Origin of the sequence: Spirillospora sp. CA-128828 (assembly GCF_050945415.1) — a bacterium.
In the GTDB taxonomy this organism is placed as follows: Bacteria; Actinomycetota; Actinomycetes; order Streptosporangiales; family Streptosporangiaceae; genus Spirillospora.
On the sequence record NZ_CP191986.1, the window covers coordinates 9,337,919 to 9,354,871 of the forward strand.

A 16,953-nucleotide genomic window follows, 5' to 3' on the forward strand; every position below is an offset into this window, starting at 1 on the left:
CGGGCCGCCTACTTGGCGCCCTTGCGCTTCTCCTCGGCCTCGGCGATCGAGTCGTGGATGCCGAAGACCTTGGTCAGCCCCGTGATCCGGAAGATCTTGAGGATGCGCTCCTGGGTGCACACCAGTTCCAGCGAGCCGTCGTGGGCGCGCACCCGCTTCAGCCCGCCGACGAGGACGCCGAGCCCGGTGGAGTCGAGGAACTCCACCTTCTCCATGTCCACGAGCAGGTGGAACTTGCCCTTGTTGACCAGGTCGATGAGCTTCTCGCGAAGCTTCGGCGCCGTGTAGACGTCGATCTCGCCCTCCACGTTGATGACGGTGAGGCCATCGTCGGTGGTGTAGTCGTTCACCTTCAGGTCCACAGATCCTCCACGCGCCGTGCAGCACTATCCGATCCCGACGTCCGGACCGCCGGGGCGGCGGCCGTGCACCGAGACTTCGCCGTGATTCAACCACGCTCCGGCGTCGTGTACGCACGTATTCGCCCACCCGGGCGAAAGTTCGCGCCGTCCCGTCTGACCTGCTCATCTCATGGCCAGGGCAGGGGGTATCAGCCCTCCGGCGCCGGGGCGTTCCCGTAGTTTTGCCCCGGCTGGCAAACTGAAAACCTGATGGGCGCCCAAAGATCTTCAACTCCCCTGGACCGGCTGCTCGCCGACCCCGCGCGGCGCGATCGCATCACCCATGTCGAGAGCGTTCCCGCACGTCGGGGCCGCCGGACCGGGTGGCCGGACTGGTCGCCGCCGCTGCTGCTGGAGCGGCTCGCCGCGGCCGGCATCGAGGCCCCGTGGGAACACCAGGCCGCCGCCGCCGAGCACGCCCGCGCCGGACGCTCTGTGATCATCGCCACAGGGACCGCGTCCGGCAAGTCCCTGGCCTACCTGCTGCCGTGCGTCGAGGCGATCTACGCGGGGGACGACGATCCGCGCCGCGAGGGGACGGTCCTCTACCTGTCGCCGACCAAGGCGCTGGCCGCCGACCAGCTCCGCGCGCTCCGTTCCCTGCGCCTCACGCGGGTGCGCGCCGCGACCTACGACGGCGACACGCCGCAGGACGAGCGGACGTGGGTCCGCCAGCACGCCAACTACGTGCTGACCAACCCCGACATGCTGCACCGGTCGATCCTGCCCGTTCATGCCCGCTGGTCGTCGTTCCTGCGTCGTCTCCGGTACGTGGTCGTCGACGAGGCCCACGGCTACCGGGGCGTCTTCGGGTCCCATGTCGCGCACGTTCTGCGGCGCCTGCGCCGGCTGTGCGCGCGGTACCACGCGTCTCCCACGTTCATTCTGGCTTCGGCCACCGCGTCGTCGCCCGCAGTCGCCGCGTCCCGTCTCACCGGGCTGGACGTCGTCGCGGTCGATGACGATGCCTCGCCGCGCGGGCCCGCCACGTTCGCGTTGTGGGAGCCGCCGCTGACGGAACTGCGCGGTGAGCATGGCGCTCCCGTTCGCCGTACCGCCACCGCCGAGGCCGGTGACCTTTTGGCCGACCTTGTCGTCGAGGGCGTCCAGACGCTTGCGTTCGTCCGGTCCCGGCGCGGTGCGGAGTCGGTGGCACTCGGCGCCAAGCGCGCTCTGCACGAGGCAGCGCCTGAACTGACCGAGCAGGTCGCCGCCTACCGTGCCGGTTATCTGCCCGAGGAACGACGCGCCCTGGAAGCCGCCCTGCGCTCGCGTTCGATCGTCGGGTTGGCGAGCACCAACGCCCTGGAACTCGGCGTGGACGTCTCCGGCCTCGACGCCGTCCTGGTCTGCGGGTGGCCGGGGACCCGTGCGTCCCTGTGGCAGCAGGCGGGACGCGCCGGACGTTCCGGGCAGGCGGCGCTGTCGGTCCTGGTGGCCCGCGACGACCCGCTCGACACGTTCCTCGTCCACCATCCGGAGGCGATCTTCGGGACGCCGGTCGAGGCCACCGTGCTCGACCCCGACAACCCGTACGTCCTCGAACCGCACCTGTGCGCGGCGGCGTCCGAGCTGCCGCTCACCGAGGACGATCTCCCGCTGTTCGGGCCCGCGACCGCCGATCTGCTGCCCGATCTGGTACGCCGCGGGTTCCTGCGCCGCCGTCCCGCCGGCTGGTACTGGACGCGCCGCGACAGGGCCGCCGACCTGGCCGACATCCGAGGGGCGGGCGGAGTGCCCATCCAGGTGGTGGAGCTGTCCACCGGACGCCTGCTCGGCACCGTGGACGAAGCCTCCGCGCACACCACCGTCCATGACGGCGCCGTCTACATCCACCAAGGCGAGTCGTTCATCGTCCAGACCCTCGACCTGGACGACTCCGTCGCGCTCGTGGAAGCGGCCGACCCCGACTACTCGACGACCGCCCGCGACGTGACCGACATCGGCATCGTCGAACGGCTCCGCTCCATCTCCTGGGGCGAGGCCACGCTGTGCTTCGGAACGGTCGAAGTCACCCGCCAGGTGGTCGCGTACCAGATGCGCCGCCTGCAGACGGGGGAGATGCTCGGCGAGAAGCCGCTCGACCTCCCGCCCCGCACCCTGCGCACGCGCGCCGTGTGGTGGACGCTCTCAGACGCGCAGATCTCGCATCTGGACGACCTCGACCTGGCGGGCGCCGCCCACGCCGCCGAACACGCCTCGATCGGTCTGCTCCCTCTGTTCGCCACGTGCGACCGCTGGGACATCGGCGGCGTCTCCACGGCCGTCCACCCCGACACCGGGCTCCTCACCGTGTTCGTCTACGACGGCCATGAGGGCGGCGCGGGCTTCGCCGAGCGCGGCTACGCCGACGCCGCCTCCTGGCTACGTGCGACCCGTGACGCCATCGCGTCCTGTGAGTGCGACTCGGGCTGCCCGTCGTGCATCCAGTCCCCCAAATGCGGCAACGGCAACGACCCCTTGGACAAGCGCGGTGCCCTTGACCTGCTGGCCGTCCTCCTGGACCAGGCCCCTGAATGACCGCGGGCGGCCCTCGCCGCGCGGGCCGGGCGATGCCGTCAGCCGGGGACCCCGCGCTGGGCGGGGACCGAGGCCTGGTCGTCCATCCCGCGGCGGGCCTGGGCCAGAGCCTGCTGCAGCTTCCGCCGCTCCAGCTCAAGCGTCTGCAGGGACTCCTCGTGCTCGTCCCGCAGATCCCTCAGCTCCCGCCGCATGTTCATCGCCCGCCGGAAACCCAGCGTCGCGACCATCACGCCCGCCATGAGGACGATGGCGACCACGGACCCGGTCAGGAAGACCTGCCACTCCGCTGTGATGCCCGGAACCTCGTCCCCGAACACGGTCATCTGGGCGGAGCCCGTGTTGTCCAGCACCACGGCGACACCGGCCACGATGGCGGCGAGCGCGACGATCAGCCCCAGGAAGATCATGCGGAGGGTCTCCTCTCCATCCGGCCCTTCCGCCCCGGGCGGGACGCGGCCGAGGTCTCGGACGACAGGCCACATTGCCGGACGATCCGGTCGGTCAGACTCGGCATGGCAGCCTAGACCCTGCCCAAACCGGTGGCCAGCCCTTCCCGATCATCCGCGGCTAGGCGAGGGCGGGCTCCGCCGGATGCGTCGGCCGGATGTTGTGGTTGAGCCGGAACAGGTTGGCCGGGTCGTACGTGTCCTTGAGCGCGACCAGGCGCGCGTACTTCTCCTCGCCGAACGCGTCGCGGACACGGTCCCCCTCCAGCGTGAAGTTGAGGTAGGACGCACCCGTGCTGAACGGGCGCATGGCCGCCGCGAAGGCGCGGTTGGCGGCGATCAGGGCGGTGTCGTCGGCCGGGTCCGACCACACCGAGATCGGGTGGAAGAGGTAGCCGGCGTCGCGGTGGGAGAAGGCGGTCGCCTCGTCCGGCACCTTCGCGACGCCCTGACCGAGCCGGAAGATGATCATCTGGCTGAGCGGCGCCCCGCGTCCGGCCAGGTCGATGGCGTGGTCGAGGTAGACGTCGATCGCGTCGTCGCCCAGCTCGCGCATGTACTCGCCGCGCCAGTAGTTGCGCTGGCCGGGCGGGCACGCCGGGTCGATGATCGCCTGGAAGTCGGTGTAGGGCATCGGCGCTACGAGGTCGATGGCCGGGCCGAGTTCCCGGAGCGGCCGCACCGCGTCCTCACCGCGTTCCGGCCGGCCGACGTAGAGCGCGAGCACGCCCGCCACGGGCTTGCCGACCAGCTCCGGCGGGACGAACGGCTCCGGCGGCGCCGTGATGATGGCGAAGGCGGTGGACAGTTCGTCGGGCGCGGCGTCGGCGCAGTCGCGCCAGCCGCGCAGCGCCTCCTCGGCGCGCTCGACCGGGAAGGCCATCAGCCCGGCGAGGACGGTCGGGCCGAGCGGACGCAGCCGGAACTCGAACTCGGTGACGACGCCGAAGTTCCCGCCGCCGCCGCGGATGCCCCAGAACAGCTCGGCGTGCTCGTCCTCGCTCGCCCGGACGATGCTCCCGTCGGCGAGCACCATCTCGGCGGAGAGGAGGTTGTCGCAGGCCAGCCCGTACTTGGACGACGACCAGCCGTAGCCGCCGCCGGTGGTGAACCCTCCGATGCCGGTCGTGGTCACGCGCCCGCCGGGGCTGTGCAGCCCGAACGCCTGGGTCGCCGCGTCGTACTCGCCCCACAGGACGCCGCCGCCCGCCCGGGCCGTCATCGTCTCCGCGTCGACCGTGATCGTCTTGAGTCCGCCCAGGTCGATCAGCATGCCGTCGTCGCAGGTCGCGAGGCCGGCGACGCCGTGTCCTCCGCAGCGGACCGCCACGATGAGGCCGTGGTCGCGGGCGGTGTCGACCGCCGCGGCCACGTCGGCCGCGTCGGCGCACCTGGCGATCACCGCGGGACGGCGGTCGACCATCCCGTTGTAGACGCTGCGCGCCTCCTCGTATCCGGGCTGGGCGGGCAGGAGCACCGTGCCGGAGAACCCGCCGCGCAGGGCGTCCACCGGGTCGATCATGCCCATTGCTCCTCCTTCGGTCGTCAGATGGCACGATCGTGGCGGAGGGCCCGTTCCGCGAGCGTTCCCCGCATCCGCTCCGCGAGCGTTCCGCGCACCCGCTGCTCGAACGCGCGCTGCCCCTGGCGTCGCGCGGCGGTCAGGGCCAGCCGCAGCTCCGCGTCCACCTCGCCGTTCGGCTTGCCGAGCGCGGCGAGGAACGTCGCCCGCAGGCGCCGGACCTCGGCCTCCCACAGCCGGGCGCCGCGGCCCATCCCGAGGGCCTCGTCCGCCAGGACCAGCCCGGGGGCCGGTTCCGCCGCCAGGGCGTATCCCTCCAGCAGCAGCCGGGTCGCGACGCCGGGCAGCCCTGGCGCGGGCGCCTCCCCCTGGACGACCTGGTCGCGGGAACGGCGGAGGCGGGCCAGGCCGGCGGACGTCCGTCCGGCGAGCACGTCGAGATATCCGCCGAACAGCTCCATGGGCACCCGCACATGGCGTGGAGCGTCGTCGGCCAGGTAGGCCTCCAGCCCCCGCACATGGCGGCGGAACTGCACGGAGTCCCGGCGGTCCATGGCGTCGATGGCCGCCCACAGCCAGGTGACCGCCCGGCTGTAGGCGTGCGTGGACCCTTGCGCGGCCGCCAGGGCGGCGTCGCGTTCGCGGTCCGCCTCGGCGCCGCGCCCGAGGAGCCACAGCGCGTGGGCGAGCCGCAGCCGGACGATCAGCTCCGTGTCCTGCCCGTAGCGCAGCACGTGCGCCCGCCGCCGGGCGGGGCGGAACCGCCGCATCGCCTCGGCGAAATGGAGGCGGGCCTCCTCCAGGTCCCCGGACCAGTAGGCGGCGATGCCGCGGATGTAGTCGGCCTCGACCCACAGGACCTCGTCGCCGTCGCGTTCGGCGCGGACCCGCAGCCGCTCGCCGAAGTCGTGCGCCGGCGCCCATTCGCCGCGGGTCAGCGCGGCCAGCGCCAGCGACCACACGAGCGGCGGCTCCGGCTCGCTGCCGAGCCGGTCGGCGAGCCGCAGCGCCTTCGCGTGCACCCGCGCCATCCGCTCCGATCCGTACCCCTCGCACGCCACGAGCGGCGCCGGCAGCGCCGTCAGCAGCCGCAGCTGGACTCCGGCCGTGCCGGGGCCGGGGGGCAGCCCGTCCGCGAGGGCCACCGCCCGCTCCAGCGCCCGGGCCGCGTCGGCGTGCGCGTGCAGCCACTGCGCGTCCTGCGCCGCCCGCTCGTGCCAGCGGACCGCCTCGGCAGTCGCGCCGGCCTTCTCGTAATGCGGCGCGAGCGCCGCCGCCGCGCCGCCGCACTCCTCCAGCGCCCGCGCGACCGCGAGGTGGACCTGCCGCTGGCGGGGCGGGCCGAGCGCGGCGTAGGCGGCGTCCCGGATCCGGCCGTGGCTGAAGTCGTAGGCGCTGGGACCGTGCGCGCGGATGATCCCGCGGCGCCACAGCTCGTCCAGCGCGGCGACGAACGTCCGCTCGTCGAGCCCGCTCGCCGCGGCCGCGACGTTCGCGGTGAACGCGCGGCCCACCGTCGCCGCGATGCCGGCGAGCTCCGCGGCCGGCTTCGACAGCCGCGCCAGCCGTCCGGCGATGACCGCCTGCACCTTCGGGGTGTCCGCCGGGGCGTCCGCCCGCAACGCCTCCACGAGGAACAGCGGATTGCCCTCGCTGTAGCCGTACAGGCGACGCAGTTCGTCCGCGTCCAGCGGGGTTCCCGTGATGCGTTCGGCGAGCAGCGCCGTCTCCGCCCGGCCGAAGCGGCCGAGCTCGATCTCGGTGAACCGCTCCAGCGCCCGCAGCGACTCGATCAGCGCGCCGAGCGGGTGGCCGGCGTCGAGATCCTCCCTGCGCGCGGTGACGGCGACGAGCAGCCGGGCGGACGGCGCCACCCGGACGAGGTAGTGGATCAGCCGGAGCGACTGCGCGTCCGACCACTGGGCGTCGTCCACGATCAACAGCAGCGGCGCGCCCGCCGGTGACAGCGCCCGGCCGACAGCCCTGTAGAGGCGCCGGCGCAGCTCCGGCTCCGGCAGCGGCTCGGGCGGCGCCACCTCGGTGCCCAGCTCGGGGAGGAGCCGGGACAGCTCGGTCAGCCGCCTGCGGTCCAGCCTCCGCACCGGCCGGGCTCGCAGCCACGCCGTCACGACGCCATAGGCGATCGTCCCCTCCGCCGGATAGGCCCTCGCCTCGACGGCGGTCGCGTTCACGCGCACGCGCAGCTCGTCCACCAGGCGGGTCTTGCCGACCCCCGCCTCGCCGCTGACGAGCACCAGCTGGGCGCGCCCGGCCGCCGCCGACCGCCACAGGTCCGCCAGCTCGGCCCACTCGTCGGCCCGTCCGACGAACGGAGTGCCGCGGATCTGCGAGACCTCCTCGATCGGACCCGCCTCGGCGAGAAGCGCCTCGTACATCCCCCGCGTCTCCGGGGACGGCTCCACGCCGAGCTCCCTCTCCAGCGTCGTGGCGCAGACATGGAACGCCCGCAGCGCCCGCACCCGGTCGCCGCCCGCACGGCACAGGCGGATCAGCAGCCGGTGGCTCTCCTCCCGCAGCGGATCACAGGCGACCAGCCGTTCGGCGCACCGGACGGCCTCCGTCCAGCGCCGCTCACGCTCGTGCCGGCGCGCGAGCTCCGCGAGCGCCTCCATGTGCAGCCTCGTGAGCCGCTCACGCTCGTCGGCGAGCCACTCGTCGTAGCCGCCCTCCAGCAGCTCGCCGCCGTAGATGTTCACCGCCTCTTCGAGCCGCCCGCCGGCGAGCGCCCGCTCGAACTGGTCGACGTCCAGCCACAGCGGCGCGTCCTCCCGCCACCTCAGCGTCCGCGGCCCGATGTCGATGAAGCGGTCGATGTCCGGCAGCGAGCGGCGCAGATGGTGCAAGACCTTGCGCAGATTGGTGCGGGCCTGCGCGTCCGTCGAATCCGGCCACAAGAGAAACGCCAGCCGCTGGCGCAGCTGGGGCGCGTCCCGGTGGAGCAGCAGATACGCCAGCAACGACTCGACCCGCGCGGACTCGAGCGGCGGAAGCGGCTCTCCGTCGACCCGCAAGTCCACCCCGCCGAGCAGCCGGGCCCGCAACTCCCCCATCAATCCGCCCCCGGGTCGGGCGGAACCCCTCTGCCGCGGCCCCCCTCACGGCCCGGGTGCGTTGGAAGAGCGGCCCCGGCAATACGCCTTTCCGGGCAGACCACGCCCACACCGCGTGCGAGAGCCCGCAGCAGCGTGCAGCCGGCGCCAGGCCGGCACACCCGCCCGACCATGGCTCCACGGTACGCCCACCCCCACCGACCAGCACAAACAACCACCGTTGCGGGCGGGGTGGCTCTTGTGGTCAGCTTGTGCGCGGGCGGGCCCGGTTCGCTTCGCGGAGGGCCGCCCAGGCGTCGGCCACCGGACCCACATGCCCGAGTTTGTCGGGGTTGTTCACTGTGCGGATCGTCTGGATCCGGCCGTCGAGGATGTCGAACGTCCAGGTGCTGAGGACCTTGCCGTCCCGGTCGCGGAAGATCGCGCCCGGCTGGCCGTTCAGCCGGTGCGGCTCCACCTCCGCCCCAATGTGGGCGAACATCGGGACGAACGCGGCGAGCACCCGCGCCACGTGCCCGGCGCCGATGAAACGGTCGGCCCACTGCGGGGCCTTGCCGCCCCCGTCGCCGATCATCTCGACGTCGGCGGCCAGCAGCCCGGTCAGCCCGTCGACGTCCCCGTCCCGGAAGGCGTCGAGGAACCGCCCGGCGAGCTTCTCGCGCTCGGCCCGGCCGGCCTCGAACCGGGGCCGGCCCGCGTCCATGTGGCGGCGCGCCCGCACCGTGAGCTGGCGGCATGCGGCCTCCGAACGTCCCACGGCGGAGGCGATCTCGGGGAAGCCGAAGGCGAACACCTCCCGCAGCACGAACACCGCGCGTTCCAGCGGGCTGAGCCGTTCGAGCAGCAGCAGGGCTGCCATCGACAGCGAATCGGCCAGCTCCGCCGAGCGCTGCGGGTCCTCGTAGGGGTCGGCGAGCAGCGGCTCGGGGAACCACGGCCCCACGTACCGCTCCCGCCGGACGCGGGCCGAGCGCAGCACGTCGATCGAGATCCGGCTCACCGTGGCCGACAGGAACGCCTTGGCCGAGGCGGGCCGGGTCGGGGAGTTCTCGTAGCGCAGCCACGTCTCCTGGACCGCGTCCTCGGCCTCGCTCACGCTGCCGAGGAGCCGGTAGGCGATCGAGAACAGCAGCGGCCGCAGCTCCTCGAACTCCTCGACCCGGCTCACGCCGGTTCCTCCTTGAAGCCCTGCCGCCACGAGGGGTGCCGCAGCCGCCAGCCGAGCTCGGCCTTGGCCTTGGCGTTGGAGAAGCCGCGCCCCTCGGTCATCATCGTCACCGCCACGTCCCCGGCCAGGGGCCGGGCCAGCCACGCGGGGACCCGCATCGGCCGCTTCGCCCCCGCGCACCCGGCGAGATAGGGCAGCCACTCGCTCGCCGGGGCCGGCTCGTCGTCGACGATGTTGAACACCCCCTCCGCCCGCTGCTCCACGGCCAGGACGGTCGCGCTCGCCGCGTCGTCGAGATGCACCCACGAGCAGTGGCCCGCGCCGCCCCCGACGACGGGGAACTGCCGCTTGCGAACGGGCTCGACGAGCCCCTCGGTGGCGCCCGGCCCGTAGAACCAGCCGTACCGCAGGACCGCACCGCCCGCCTTGCCGACCACATCCTCGACGTGGCCGAGCGCCGCCATCCCGGGCTCCGCCGGCGTCCCCGTCATCGGGTCCAGCCGGTCCTCCTCGGTCTTCACCCAGCCGCCCTCGCGAATACCGTTCCAGGAGGCATAGCCCTGCGCGACGAAGCCGTTCACGCCGGTCGCCTCGGCCGCGGCCAGCAGGTGGTCCGTCCCCTCGGTGCGCAGCCGGTTGGTCCCGGCGAACCAGCGATCCATGTGCTTCATGTCGGCCTTGCCGGCGTGCGCCTCCGAAATCGCGGTCATCTGGTGCACGATCACGTCCGGCCGGGCCTTGGCCACCGCCTCACCGACCGACTCCGCGTCCAGCCCGTCCATCACCACGGCCTCGGCGCCCAGCCGCGCCAGCGATTCCAGCTTGCCCGCGCCCGTCGTCGTGGCCGTCACCTCGTGACCACGCTCCACCAGCAACGGCACCAGCCGCCGCCCGAGAACCCCGCTCCCACCTGCCACGAACACCCGCATAACCATCACCTTCCTGGTCAGAACCTGTCTCCGACACCCGAGACGAGACGGCCCGCCCATCTGTGACACCCGACCCGAACAAGATGAGCGAAAACCGCCCCACCCCTGCCCCGCCCACCGCCCACCGCCCAAAGGCAGACGCCCACCGCCCAAAGGCAGACGCCCACCGCCCGAACACCGCAGGCCGCCGCCGGGCACCCAGAGACCGGTGACCGCAGTTCGTCCCGCAGCCGGAGACCGACGGCCCCCTGAGACCGGTGGTGGCCACTCTCCGAGGACGCCTGCCGCCTGCCGCCGGAGGATGGTGGCCGCCGTCCCGGAGGCTGGCGGCCGCCCGAAGCCCGCCAAGATCTCGAAGACCGGTGGTCGCCACTCGCCCCTGCCGCCGGAGAGCGGTGGCGCCCGAGGTCCCGGAGACAGTGGCCGCCGTTCCTGACCAGTGGACCGCCGCCCGCGAGCGCCGCCGGCCGCCCGATCGCGTGTGCGCCGCCAGCGTCGGGCCGCATCCGGGGCCTAGCCGCCGGCGCCGTCGTGACCGTCGCAAGTGCGGCCCCCGCCCACCAGGGGCCGCGCGGAGACCGTTCACGCCGTCCGTCTGCCGTGGCCGAGAGGCCACCATCACCAGGGCAGCGGGCCCTCCTCGCTGAAGAATCCGGCGGTCGGGCCGTCCACACCGAGTGTGGCCAGGCGCACCAGGACCGCGGCGCCCTGCGCGACCGTGAGGAATCCGGTGTGGTTGTTGCTGTCCGTGTCGACATAGCCGGGGGCGACGGCGTTCACGAGGATGCCGTCCTTCCGCAGCTCATTGGCGTACTGCACGGTCAGCGCGTTCAGCGCGCTCTTGGACGGCGTGTACGCCGCCGACGGGAGCAGGGCGGTGAAGGGGCCGTCCGGGTCGCTGGTGAGGGTCAGTGACCCGGCGTGACTGCTGACGTTGACGATGCGCGGCGCCGACGACCGGCGCAACAGCGGCAGCATGGCATTGGTCACCGCGATCACGCCGAGGACGTTCGTCTCGAACACGGCCCGGACCATGTCCAGGTCGACGGAACTGGGGATCTGATCGTGCGCGTCCTGAGGGGAGACCTGCCCCGAGCCGGTGATGCCGGCGTTGTTGATCAGCACGTCGAGGTGGCCGGATCGCTCCTCGATCCGCTGCGCCGCCTCCCCGACGGTGGCCGGGTCGGTGACGTCAAGGGTGACCGCGTGCACGTCGCCGCCGGCCGCGCGCAGCGCCTCGGCAGCCTCCGCACCGCGCCGCGGGTCCCTGGCGCCGATGAAGACCGTCATGCCCAGCTCGGCGAGTTGCTCGGCGGCTCCGCGGCCGATCCCCTTGTTCGCCCCGGTGACCAGCGCGACCTTCTGGTGTGTGCTCTGCTCGCTCATGTCGGCTCCTCGCCATAGAAGGGTGTGTGTCGTCGGGACCCGAGACGAGACAGCCCCACCGCCTGTGACACGACCAGAAGATCTTCGACCGCGAGCCCGGCGGACGAGGCACCCGGCCATCAGCGTGACCGCCCCCGACCAGGGAACCCCGTGGATCGGACCCGCGCGGCATGCGTGACGGCGCGTGCGTGACGAGGCGTGCGTGACGAGGCGTGCGCGGCAGGTGCGCGTAGCAGACGCGCGTAGCAGACGCGCGTAGCAGACGCGCGTGGCAGGCGTGGCAGGCGGGCGTGGCGAGACGTGCGTGGCGTAGCGAGACGTGCGTGCGTGGCTTAGCGGGCGTGCGTGGCTTAGGGGGCGTGCGTGGCATGACGTACGCGAGGTGACATGCGTGGCGTGGGGACATGCGTGGCGTCACATGCGTGGCGTGGCGGGGGTCGGAGTTGGCCAGGCGCAGGCTGACTCTGAGGGGCGGACCGGAACCGAATCGGCGTGTCGTGGGCGGTGTCTCGATCGGTTGCGTCGGCCTGGGTGGGCGTCGCGGGCATTAGGGCCCTTCCAGGTCTGCGGCGATGTGTCGCATCCCCCGTCGATCATTCTCGCGCGGTCGCGGCGGAGCAGCAGGGCGCTCAGGTCGGTGCTTCGGCCGTCACTAGGAACAGCAGAGCCGTGGCGAGGAACGGCCGGGAGCCGGCCTCCTCGATCCATTCCCGGGCACCGCCGTCGAGGTGACCGGCGTCGATCGCTCGGGCGACGTTGCGGCGCAGCCCAAAGAGCTGATCAGCGGTGTCGAAGTCTTGGAACACCGGCGCGGCGGTCACCACGGACCGCACGCTGAGGCCCGCTTCCAAGCACAGCCGCGCAAGGCGGCGTCCGATGGTCGCGTTGCGGACGATCTCCGTGGTGATGAGGCGGGTCGGCCCGCGGCTGATGGCCGGATCCGGGGAGTCGATCAGCAGGCCGTCCCAGTCAGGTTCGGCCATGACGATCCGTCCACCGGGACGGGCCACCCGGCGAAACTCCTCCAGCACCCGGGACGGGTCGGCTGCATGCTGCAGCACGCGGTCGGTGCGGGCCCGATCGACACTGCCGTCGTCCAGCGGCAGCGCGTGAATGTCGCCAGGGCGAATGTCGACCAAGGGCCGGCCCGCCGAACGGACACGAGCCTCCACGATCATCGCCGGATCCCGGTCGACGCCGATGACCCTTCCGTTCGGCGTGACGGCCGCCGCCATCGCGGCGAAGTCCGTCCCCGGTCCGCATCCGATGTCGAGGACGGTATGCCCCGGCTTGAGGTCCAGCAGCTCCAGCGCGTGCCGCTTATAGGCACGACCCGGTGCGCTCGCGGCGACCTGGTCGAGATAGACGATCGGATCAGGACGTGACAGGTTGTCCGGCTCACTCATGGCCACAGCCAATTGCGCGCTTTTGGAGTTCCTGTGGAGAGAGTGTCGAGACTCCATGTGGCCATGCCGACATCACGTATCTCGACCCCTCATGCGGCGAAACGCAGCCGACAACACGGATCCTCAGGACGGTGCGGAGGCGACCACCGCCACGTCGCAGAAACTGGTGCCCAAGGGCAACAGCCTCGGCGCAGCGGCGAGACACGGCCGACAATGCGGTTCCTCAGGGCGGGGTGGAGGCGACCCACCATCATGTGGCTGAGAGTGGCTCACAAGAGCAACAGCCTTGGCGTAGCGGCACGACGGAGGCGACGGCGCGATCACTTACGGCGGCGGCCGCCGCGCTTTGGCTTGGTGCCGGCGGCGGCGGGCTTGGCGATGCGGACGTTCACGCCGCTGGAACGCTTGCCGAGGGTCGCCGGACGGCGTCCCGCCCTTGTCCTCTGCCCCTGCGGATCGATGACCGCGGTGCCGCCGGCGCTCTTGGACGGCCGCGCCTTCTTGGCTCCGGCCGCGACGACCGGGGCGGTCTTGGCGCGCGCCTCGGCGCGGGCGATCTGCTCGCGTGCGTTCTTGACCCGCTTCCGGCCGGTGCCGCCGCGCGCGATGCGGGCCGCCATGCCCTTCGTGCTCGTCCCCGCCTGGGCGACGCGCAGCCGCCGCGTCCAGGTTCCGAGATGCGCGGCGACGATCAGCAGCACCATCGCGATGCCCACGCTCTTGCCCCACTGGAGCCGGTCGGTCGCCGCGACGTTCTGAGCCCTCGGCGAGTCGGTGGCGATCTGCGGCGCGGGGTAGGTGAACCCGGGCGTCGCACCGTCCGGCTGGACGGATGGCAGGGTGACCGGCGAGTCATTGTTGAACGGAGTCAGCGGTGTCCCGGTGCCCGGAACCTGTGACCCGGAGGGGAGGGACGGCACCGAGCCGCCCGGGACCGACCCCGACCCGCCGCCCAGCGACGCGGTGGCCGAAGAGGTGCCGGAGTACAGCGACCCACCGGTGCCCGTGGAACGCTTCGCCCGGACGCCCACGGAGACCACGCCGGTGGACCGGGTCAACGACAAGGTGGTGGAGCAGCTCGTCCCCTGGCAGAGCGAGTTCAGCGAACCGGACTTGGACTTCACGCCCGAGCCCGCGAGGGTGTAGCCGGTGAGGTCGTCCTCAAGTCCGCGGTTCCACTTCACGACGAGCTTCCCGCCGGACGCGGCCGCGGTCACGCCCGTGGGGGCCGCCGGCGCGATGCGCACGGTGAAGCTGTTGGAGTCGTAGACGTTGCCGGTCTGCTTGCCCTTCAGATAGACCTTGTAGCGGCCGTTCCGGCTGATCGAGAAGGTTCCGGACATGTCCCCGGAGAGGCCCTTCTCCTGGAGGAACGTGTCACCTATCCCGGGGCCGTCCACCCGGAGCTGCATGCTGATCGCGAAGTCGAAGTGCGCCTTGGCGGTCAGCTCGGAACCGCTGGTGACGACCGCGCCGTCCGCCGGGGTGATGACGCTGGTCGAGGCGGCCTGCGCGGGCAGGGCGGCGAGTACCGGGAAGCTCATCGCAAGGGGCGCCGCGAGCGCGACTGCACCGATCCTGCGAAGCATGGTCACGGCCTCAATCCCTTCGACAGCGCCTGCTCGTCCCGTCCCGCGGAGGGCCTCGCGGGGACACCGCGTCCGGTGATAACTACGGGCTTACGGCAGCGTAACGTACCACCAGGTAGCAAAAGTCACAGGAGGATGACAAAGAGGAACGTGTTTTCATTCTCCGCGGCCCTCCCACCTATTGACACTCAGTGCAACGAGGCTTGTCGCGCCAGGTTACGCCGACCCGTCCCACAGGGCCAGCCCTGGCCCGTGACACGACTCGCATGGCACCCATCCCCATCGGCACCTTGAGTTCGACGGTCACCGAGACCTCGACCTCGTCTCCCCGCACCCGGCACCGTGACAACCGCGCCCCGGACTCGACCGCGATCTTCTTCGCCCTCTCGCACGCGGCCCCGCCCCCGTCCGCGACCCGCGCCGCCCCCGCGAGCGCCGCCATATCGGCAGCGGCGTCCCCCCGATGCCGCGCGCCGCGCACCCCGCCCACCATGATCGCCGCGACTCCGACCACCCAGATGACCGCGGAGAAGGCCACCACCCAAACCGTCCCCGACCCCCGATCCGCCCCGAACCCCCGCACGACCATCCACCCCACTACAGACCGACGAATCACCTGTCGCGGCTCCACAACCACCACTGCCGCACGACCTCACGACCTCACGACCTCCACAGACGCGCCCCCGAGAGGCCACAGCAAACCCGCCGTCGCAGATCGACAGGCACCAAAATCCCACCGCCTTCCATCAAGAACGACGCATTACAGACCGCAAGGCGGCACGGATCCCAGCGGCCAGGCCACAACCCGCGCACATACCGGCCCTGTGGGTCGCGCACGGTCCTGGCCGCAGTTTCCAAGGCGGCCAGCGGTGATCCTGCTTGCCGGTCGATGCGTTGCGGCTGGACCTTGATGGTGGTGATGTGGCGCCACGTGTCCGCCACTGCTCGAACGGTTCCGCCCGGTCTTGATGGCGAATCTGGGAGGGGACGCTCAAGGGGTGTCGGGCGGGGCTCCTGGTTCTGTAGGCGCGGCGACGTGGGCGTGGACGGTCAGAGGCGGCAAGCCGATCGCTGCGGGAGGCCGGACAGGGGCGGAGACGTCCACATAGACGACGGCCTCGTCACGACGGACCCGGACGCTCGACCCCTGCGGCACGGCCTTCACCACGAGATCGCGTACTGCGGCGAGCGATTCGCCTCTGGCCGCCGCGCGGGCGCCGGTTCGGGCGGCGTCAGTGCAGGTGAGCTGGACGGAGGCGACCGTCACGCCCCAGAGCGCCATCGCGGTGATCAGCACCAGGGCGGGGAGGGCCACGGCGATCTCCGCCGTGGCCATCCCGCGGTCCCTCAGCCGGCCAGCTTGAGGGCCTTCTCGATGATCTGTAAGAGCAGCGATCTGACCTGCGAGCTGGTCACGATCTTGAACAGCAGGCCGGCGAAGGCCGCCGCGGCGATCGTGCCGACCGCGTATTCGGCGGTGGACATCCCGCGATCTCTGCACGTCCCGGACCATCGCCGCACCACCATCTTCATCGCCCTCATCGAGAACTCCCTTCGCTCGTGGTTCTCTGCAAGGCTGCTGTGAGGGCAGTCCGGGCGACAGGTGAACGCCGTTCTGTGGATAACCATCCGGGATTCAGCACCGCCCGGCAGGGCGCGAACAGGCTGGTTCTACGCGCGGTTCCCGGTTCTACGCGTTGTTTCCGGAACCTGGCCCACGTTCCGTGACGTATCCGGGCATTGGGTTGGCATGATGCGCTTCGTGGACCAGCCGAGCCCTGAAGCGCCGAGGAGCTTCCGGGGACTTCCCCTGCCGCCCCTGCTGCTGGAGATTGCTGAACGATGGACGTTGGCGCGATCCCCGCGAGCAGGCGCTCGACAGGAGCATGCCGTGGGCGGATGAGCCACAGAAGGTCCTTATGCCCACAATTGACCAGATACCAGAGGAAACGAGCGACCTCGATCGCGCGACCGAGGAAGAGGAGCTGGGACGGCTCTTCCATGTGGCTCGAGGAAGCGCTGGAGCCGGGTCTGTCCAGTTGCCCTGGCTCGACCTCGACCTGGCGTTCCTGATCGGCGGCGCCCACCACACAGACACCCTCAACATCGCGCTGGACTACCGCACCGACGTCGAAGACCCCCGGTGGTCGCCGACGGGGCGGGTTGGGGGGTGACCTGCACCAACGCGACCGATGGCCCTTGGGCTGGCGCGTGGTCACGCCGACCTTCTCCGAATTCGTCGCGGCACTGAACCTGACGACGGCACCAGCCTGAACCACCACTCGCGGGCCGGCGTTCTCACCGCGGCTGACCAGCCTGGCCGACAGGCGCTGAGCGGCGCGCAGCGGCGGCAGACCGACGCGCCCGAACATCCGGCCTTTGATCATTCTTGATGTGGTCGACGCCCCCCTTCGCGCGGGCCTGAACTCCAGAGCGTGGTCAGGAGGTGGAGCACCACGTCCAGGTTCCCGTCCAGACCTGCGGCGAACGGGGCTAGGCCGGGCAAGTCGTC

14 protein-coding genes are annotated in these 16,953 nt (G+C 71.9%); 2 read left to right on the forward strand and 12 right to left on the reverse strand.

What is annotated here, in order from left to right; all coding sequences use genetic code 11:
- Nucleotides 1–8: 8 nt before the first annotated feature.
- On the reverse strand, nt 9–362 hold the full coding sequence (locus ACQPXG_RS44865; RefSeq protein WP_021597910.1) for an STAS domain-containing protein: 354 nt from the start codon (nt 360–362) through the stop codon (nt 9–11).
- Between the two features lie 249 nt (nt 363–611).
- On the opposite strand from ACQPXG_RS44865, the gene ACQPXG_RS44870 reads away from it, so the two are divergent.
- Complete coding sequence (locus tag ACQPXG_RS44870) at nt 612–2,921, forward strand: DEAD/DEAH box helicase (protein WP_433465238.1); 2,310 nt, start codon at nt 612–614, stop codon at nt 2,919–2,921.
- A 38-nt stretch (nt 2,922–2,959) separates the two neighbouring features.
- Here ACQPXG_RS44870 and ACQPXG_RS44875 read toward each other — a convergent pair whose 3' ends face one another.
- The 11 genes from ACQPXG_RS44875 to ACQPXG_RS44925 all read right to left on the reverse strand — a co-directional run bounded on the left by ACQPXG_RS44875 (nt 2,960) and on the right by ACQPXG_RS44925 (nt 15,983).
- Nucleotides 2,960–3,331, reverse strand: a complete 372-nt coding sequence (locus ACQPXG_RS44875; RefSeq protein ID WP_433465239.1) for a hypothetical protein — start codon at nt 3,329–3,331, stop codon at nt 2,960–2,962.
- Between the two features lie 160 nt (nt 3,332–3,491).
- Nucleotides 3,492–4,898, reverse strand: a complete 1,407-nt coding sequence (locus ACQPXG_RS44880; RefSeq protein WP_433465240.1) for an FAD-binding oxidoreductase — start codon at nt 4,896–4,898, stop codon at nt 3,492–3,494.
- Between the two features lie 17 nt (nt 4,899–4,915).
- Nucleotides 4,916–7,963 (reverse strand): ATP-binding protein, encoded by a 3,048-nt coding sequence (locus ACQPXG_RS44885; protein ID WP_433465241.1) that lies wholly within the window; start codon nt 7,961–7,963, stop codon nt 4,916–4,918.
- A gap of 244 nt (nt 7,964–8,207) precedes the next feature.
- Entirely contained in the window at nt 8,208–9,131 is a 924-nt protein-coding gene (locus ACQPXG_RS44890) for an RNA polymerase sigma-70 factor (RefSeq protein ID WP_433465242.1), read from the reverse strand.
- Entirely contained in the window at nt 9,128–10,060 is a 933-nt protein-coding gene (locus tag ACQPXG_RS44895; RefSeq protein WP_433465243.1) for an NAD-dependent epimerase/dehydratase family protein, read from the reverse strand. The genes ACQPXG_RS44890 and ACQPXG_RS44895 overlap by 4 nt, the downstream gene beginning before the upstream one ends.
- Before the next feature lie 618 nt (nt 10,061–10,678).
- The gene (locus ACQPXG_RS44900) at nt 10,679–11,446 is read right to left on the reverse strand and encodes an SDR family NAD(P)-dependent oxidoreductase (RefSeq protein WP_433465244.1); all 768 of its coding nucleotides are present in this window, start codon (nt 11,444–11,446) and stop codon (nt 10,679–10,681) included.
- A 629-nt stretch (nt 11,447–12,075) separates the two neighbouring features.
- Complete coding sequence (locus ACQPXG_RS44905) at nt 12,076–12,852, reverse strand: methyltransferase domain-containing protein (protein WP_433465245.1); 777 nt, start codon at nt 12,850–12,852, stop codon at nt 12,076–12,078.
- Between the two features lie 320 nt (nt 12,853–13,172).
- Nucleotides 13,173–14,441, reverse strand: a complete 1,269-nt coding sequence (locus tag ACQPXG_RS44910; RefSeq protein WP_433465246.1) for a hypothetical protein — start codon at nt 14,439–14,441, stop codon at nt 13,173–13,175.
- 178 nt (nt 14,442–14,619) lie between these two features.
- A complete protein-coding gene (locus ACQPXG_RS44915; RefSeq protein WP_433465247.1) occupies nt 14,620–15,030 on the reverse strand; it encodes an Rv3654c family TadE-like protein in 411 nt (136 codons plus the stop codon).
- Nucleotides 15,031–15,432: 402 nt separating this feature from the next.
- Entirely contained in the window at nt 15,433–15,777 is a 345-nt protein-coding gene (locus ACQPXG_RS44920; RefSeq protein ID WP_433465248.1) for a TadE family type IV pilus minor pilin, read from the reverse strand.
- A gap of 11 nt (nt 15,778–15,788) precedes the next feature.
- Nucleotides 15,789–15,983, reverse strand: coding sequence for a DUF4244 domain-containing protein (locus tag ACQPXG_RS44925; RefSeq protein ID WP_433465249.1), 195 nt, complete (start codon nt 15,981–15,983; stop codon nt 15,789–15,791).
- Between the two features lie 377 nt (nt 15,984–16,360).
- Here ACQPXG_RS44925 and ACQPXG_RS44930 point away from each other — a divergent pair, with 377 nt between their 5' ends.
- Nucleotides 16,361–16,615, forward strand: a complete 255-nt coding sequence (locus tag ACQPXG_RS44930; protein ID WP_433465250.1) for a hypothetical protein — start codon at nt 16,361–16,363, stop codon at nt 16,613–16,615.
- The last annotated feature ends 338 nt before the right edge of the window (nt 16,616–16,953 follow it).

Coding starts and splice junctions, on each gene's coding strand:
- ACQPXG_RS44870 (WP_433465238.1), top strand. CDS start 612: ATGGGCGCCCAAAGATCTTCAACTCCCCTGGACCGGCTGCTCGCCGAC.
- ACQPXG_RS44875 (WP_433465239.1), bottom strand. CDS start 3,331: ATGATCTTCCTGGGGCTGATCGTCGCGCTCGCCGCCATCGTGGCCGGT.
- ACQPXG_RS44880 (WP_433465240.1), bottom strand. CDS start 4,898: ATGGGCATGATCGACCCGGTGGACGCCCTGCGCGGCGGGTTCTCCGGC.
- ACQPXG_RS44885 (WP_433465241.1), bottom strand. CDS start 7,963: ATGGGGGAGTTGCGGGCCCGGCTGCTCGGCGGGGTGGACTTGCGGGTC.
- ACQPXG_RS44895 (WP_433465243.1), bottom strand. CDS start 10,060: ATGCGGGTGTTCGTGGCAGGTGGGAGCGGGGTTCTCGGGCGGCGGCTG.
- ACQPXG_RS44900 (WP_433465244.1), bottom strand. CDS start 11,446: ATGAGCGAGCAGAGCACACACCAGAAGGTCGCGCTGGTCACCGGGGCG.
- ACQPXG_RS44905 (WP_433465245.1), bottom strand. CDS start 12,852: ATGAGTGAGCCGGACAACCTGTCACGTCCTGATCCGATCGTCTATCTC.
- ACQPXG_RS44910 (WP_433465246.1), bottom strand. CDS start 14,441: ATGCTTCGCAGGATCGGTGCAGTCGCGCTCGCGGCGCCCCTTGCGATG.
- ACQPXG_RS44915 (WP_433465247.1), bottom strand. CDS start 15,030: ATGGTCGTGCGGGGGTTCGGGGCGGATCGGGGGTCGGGGACGGTTTGG.
- ACQPXG_RS44920 (WP_433465248.1), bottom strand. CDS start 15,777: ATGGCCACGGCGGAGATCGCCGTGGCCCTCCCCGCCCTGGTGCTGATC.
- ACQPXG_RS44925 (WP_433465249.1), bottom strand. CDS start 15,983: ATGAGGGCGATGAAGATGGTGGTGCGGCGATGGTCCGGGACGTGCAGA.
- ACQPXG_RS44930 (WP_433465250.1), top strand. CDS start 16,361: ATGCCCACAATTGACCAGATACCAGAGGAAACGAGCGACCTCGATCGC.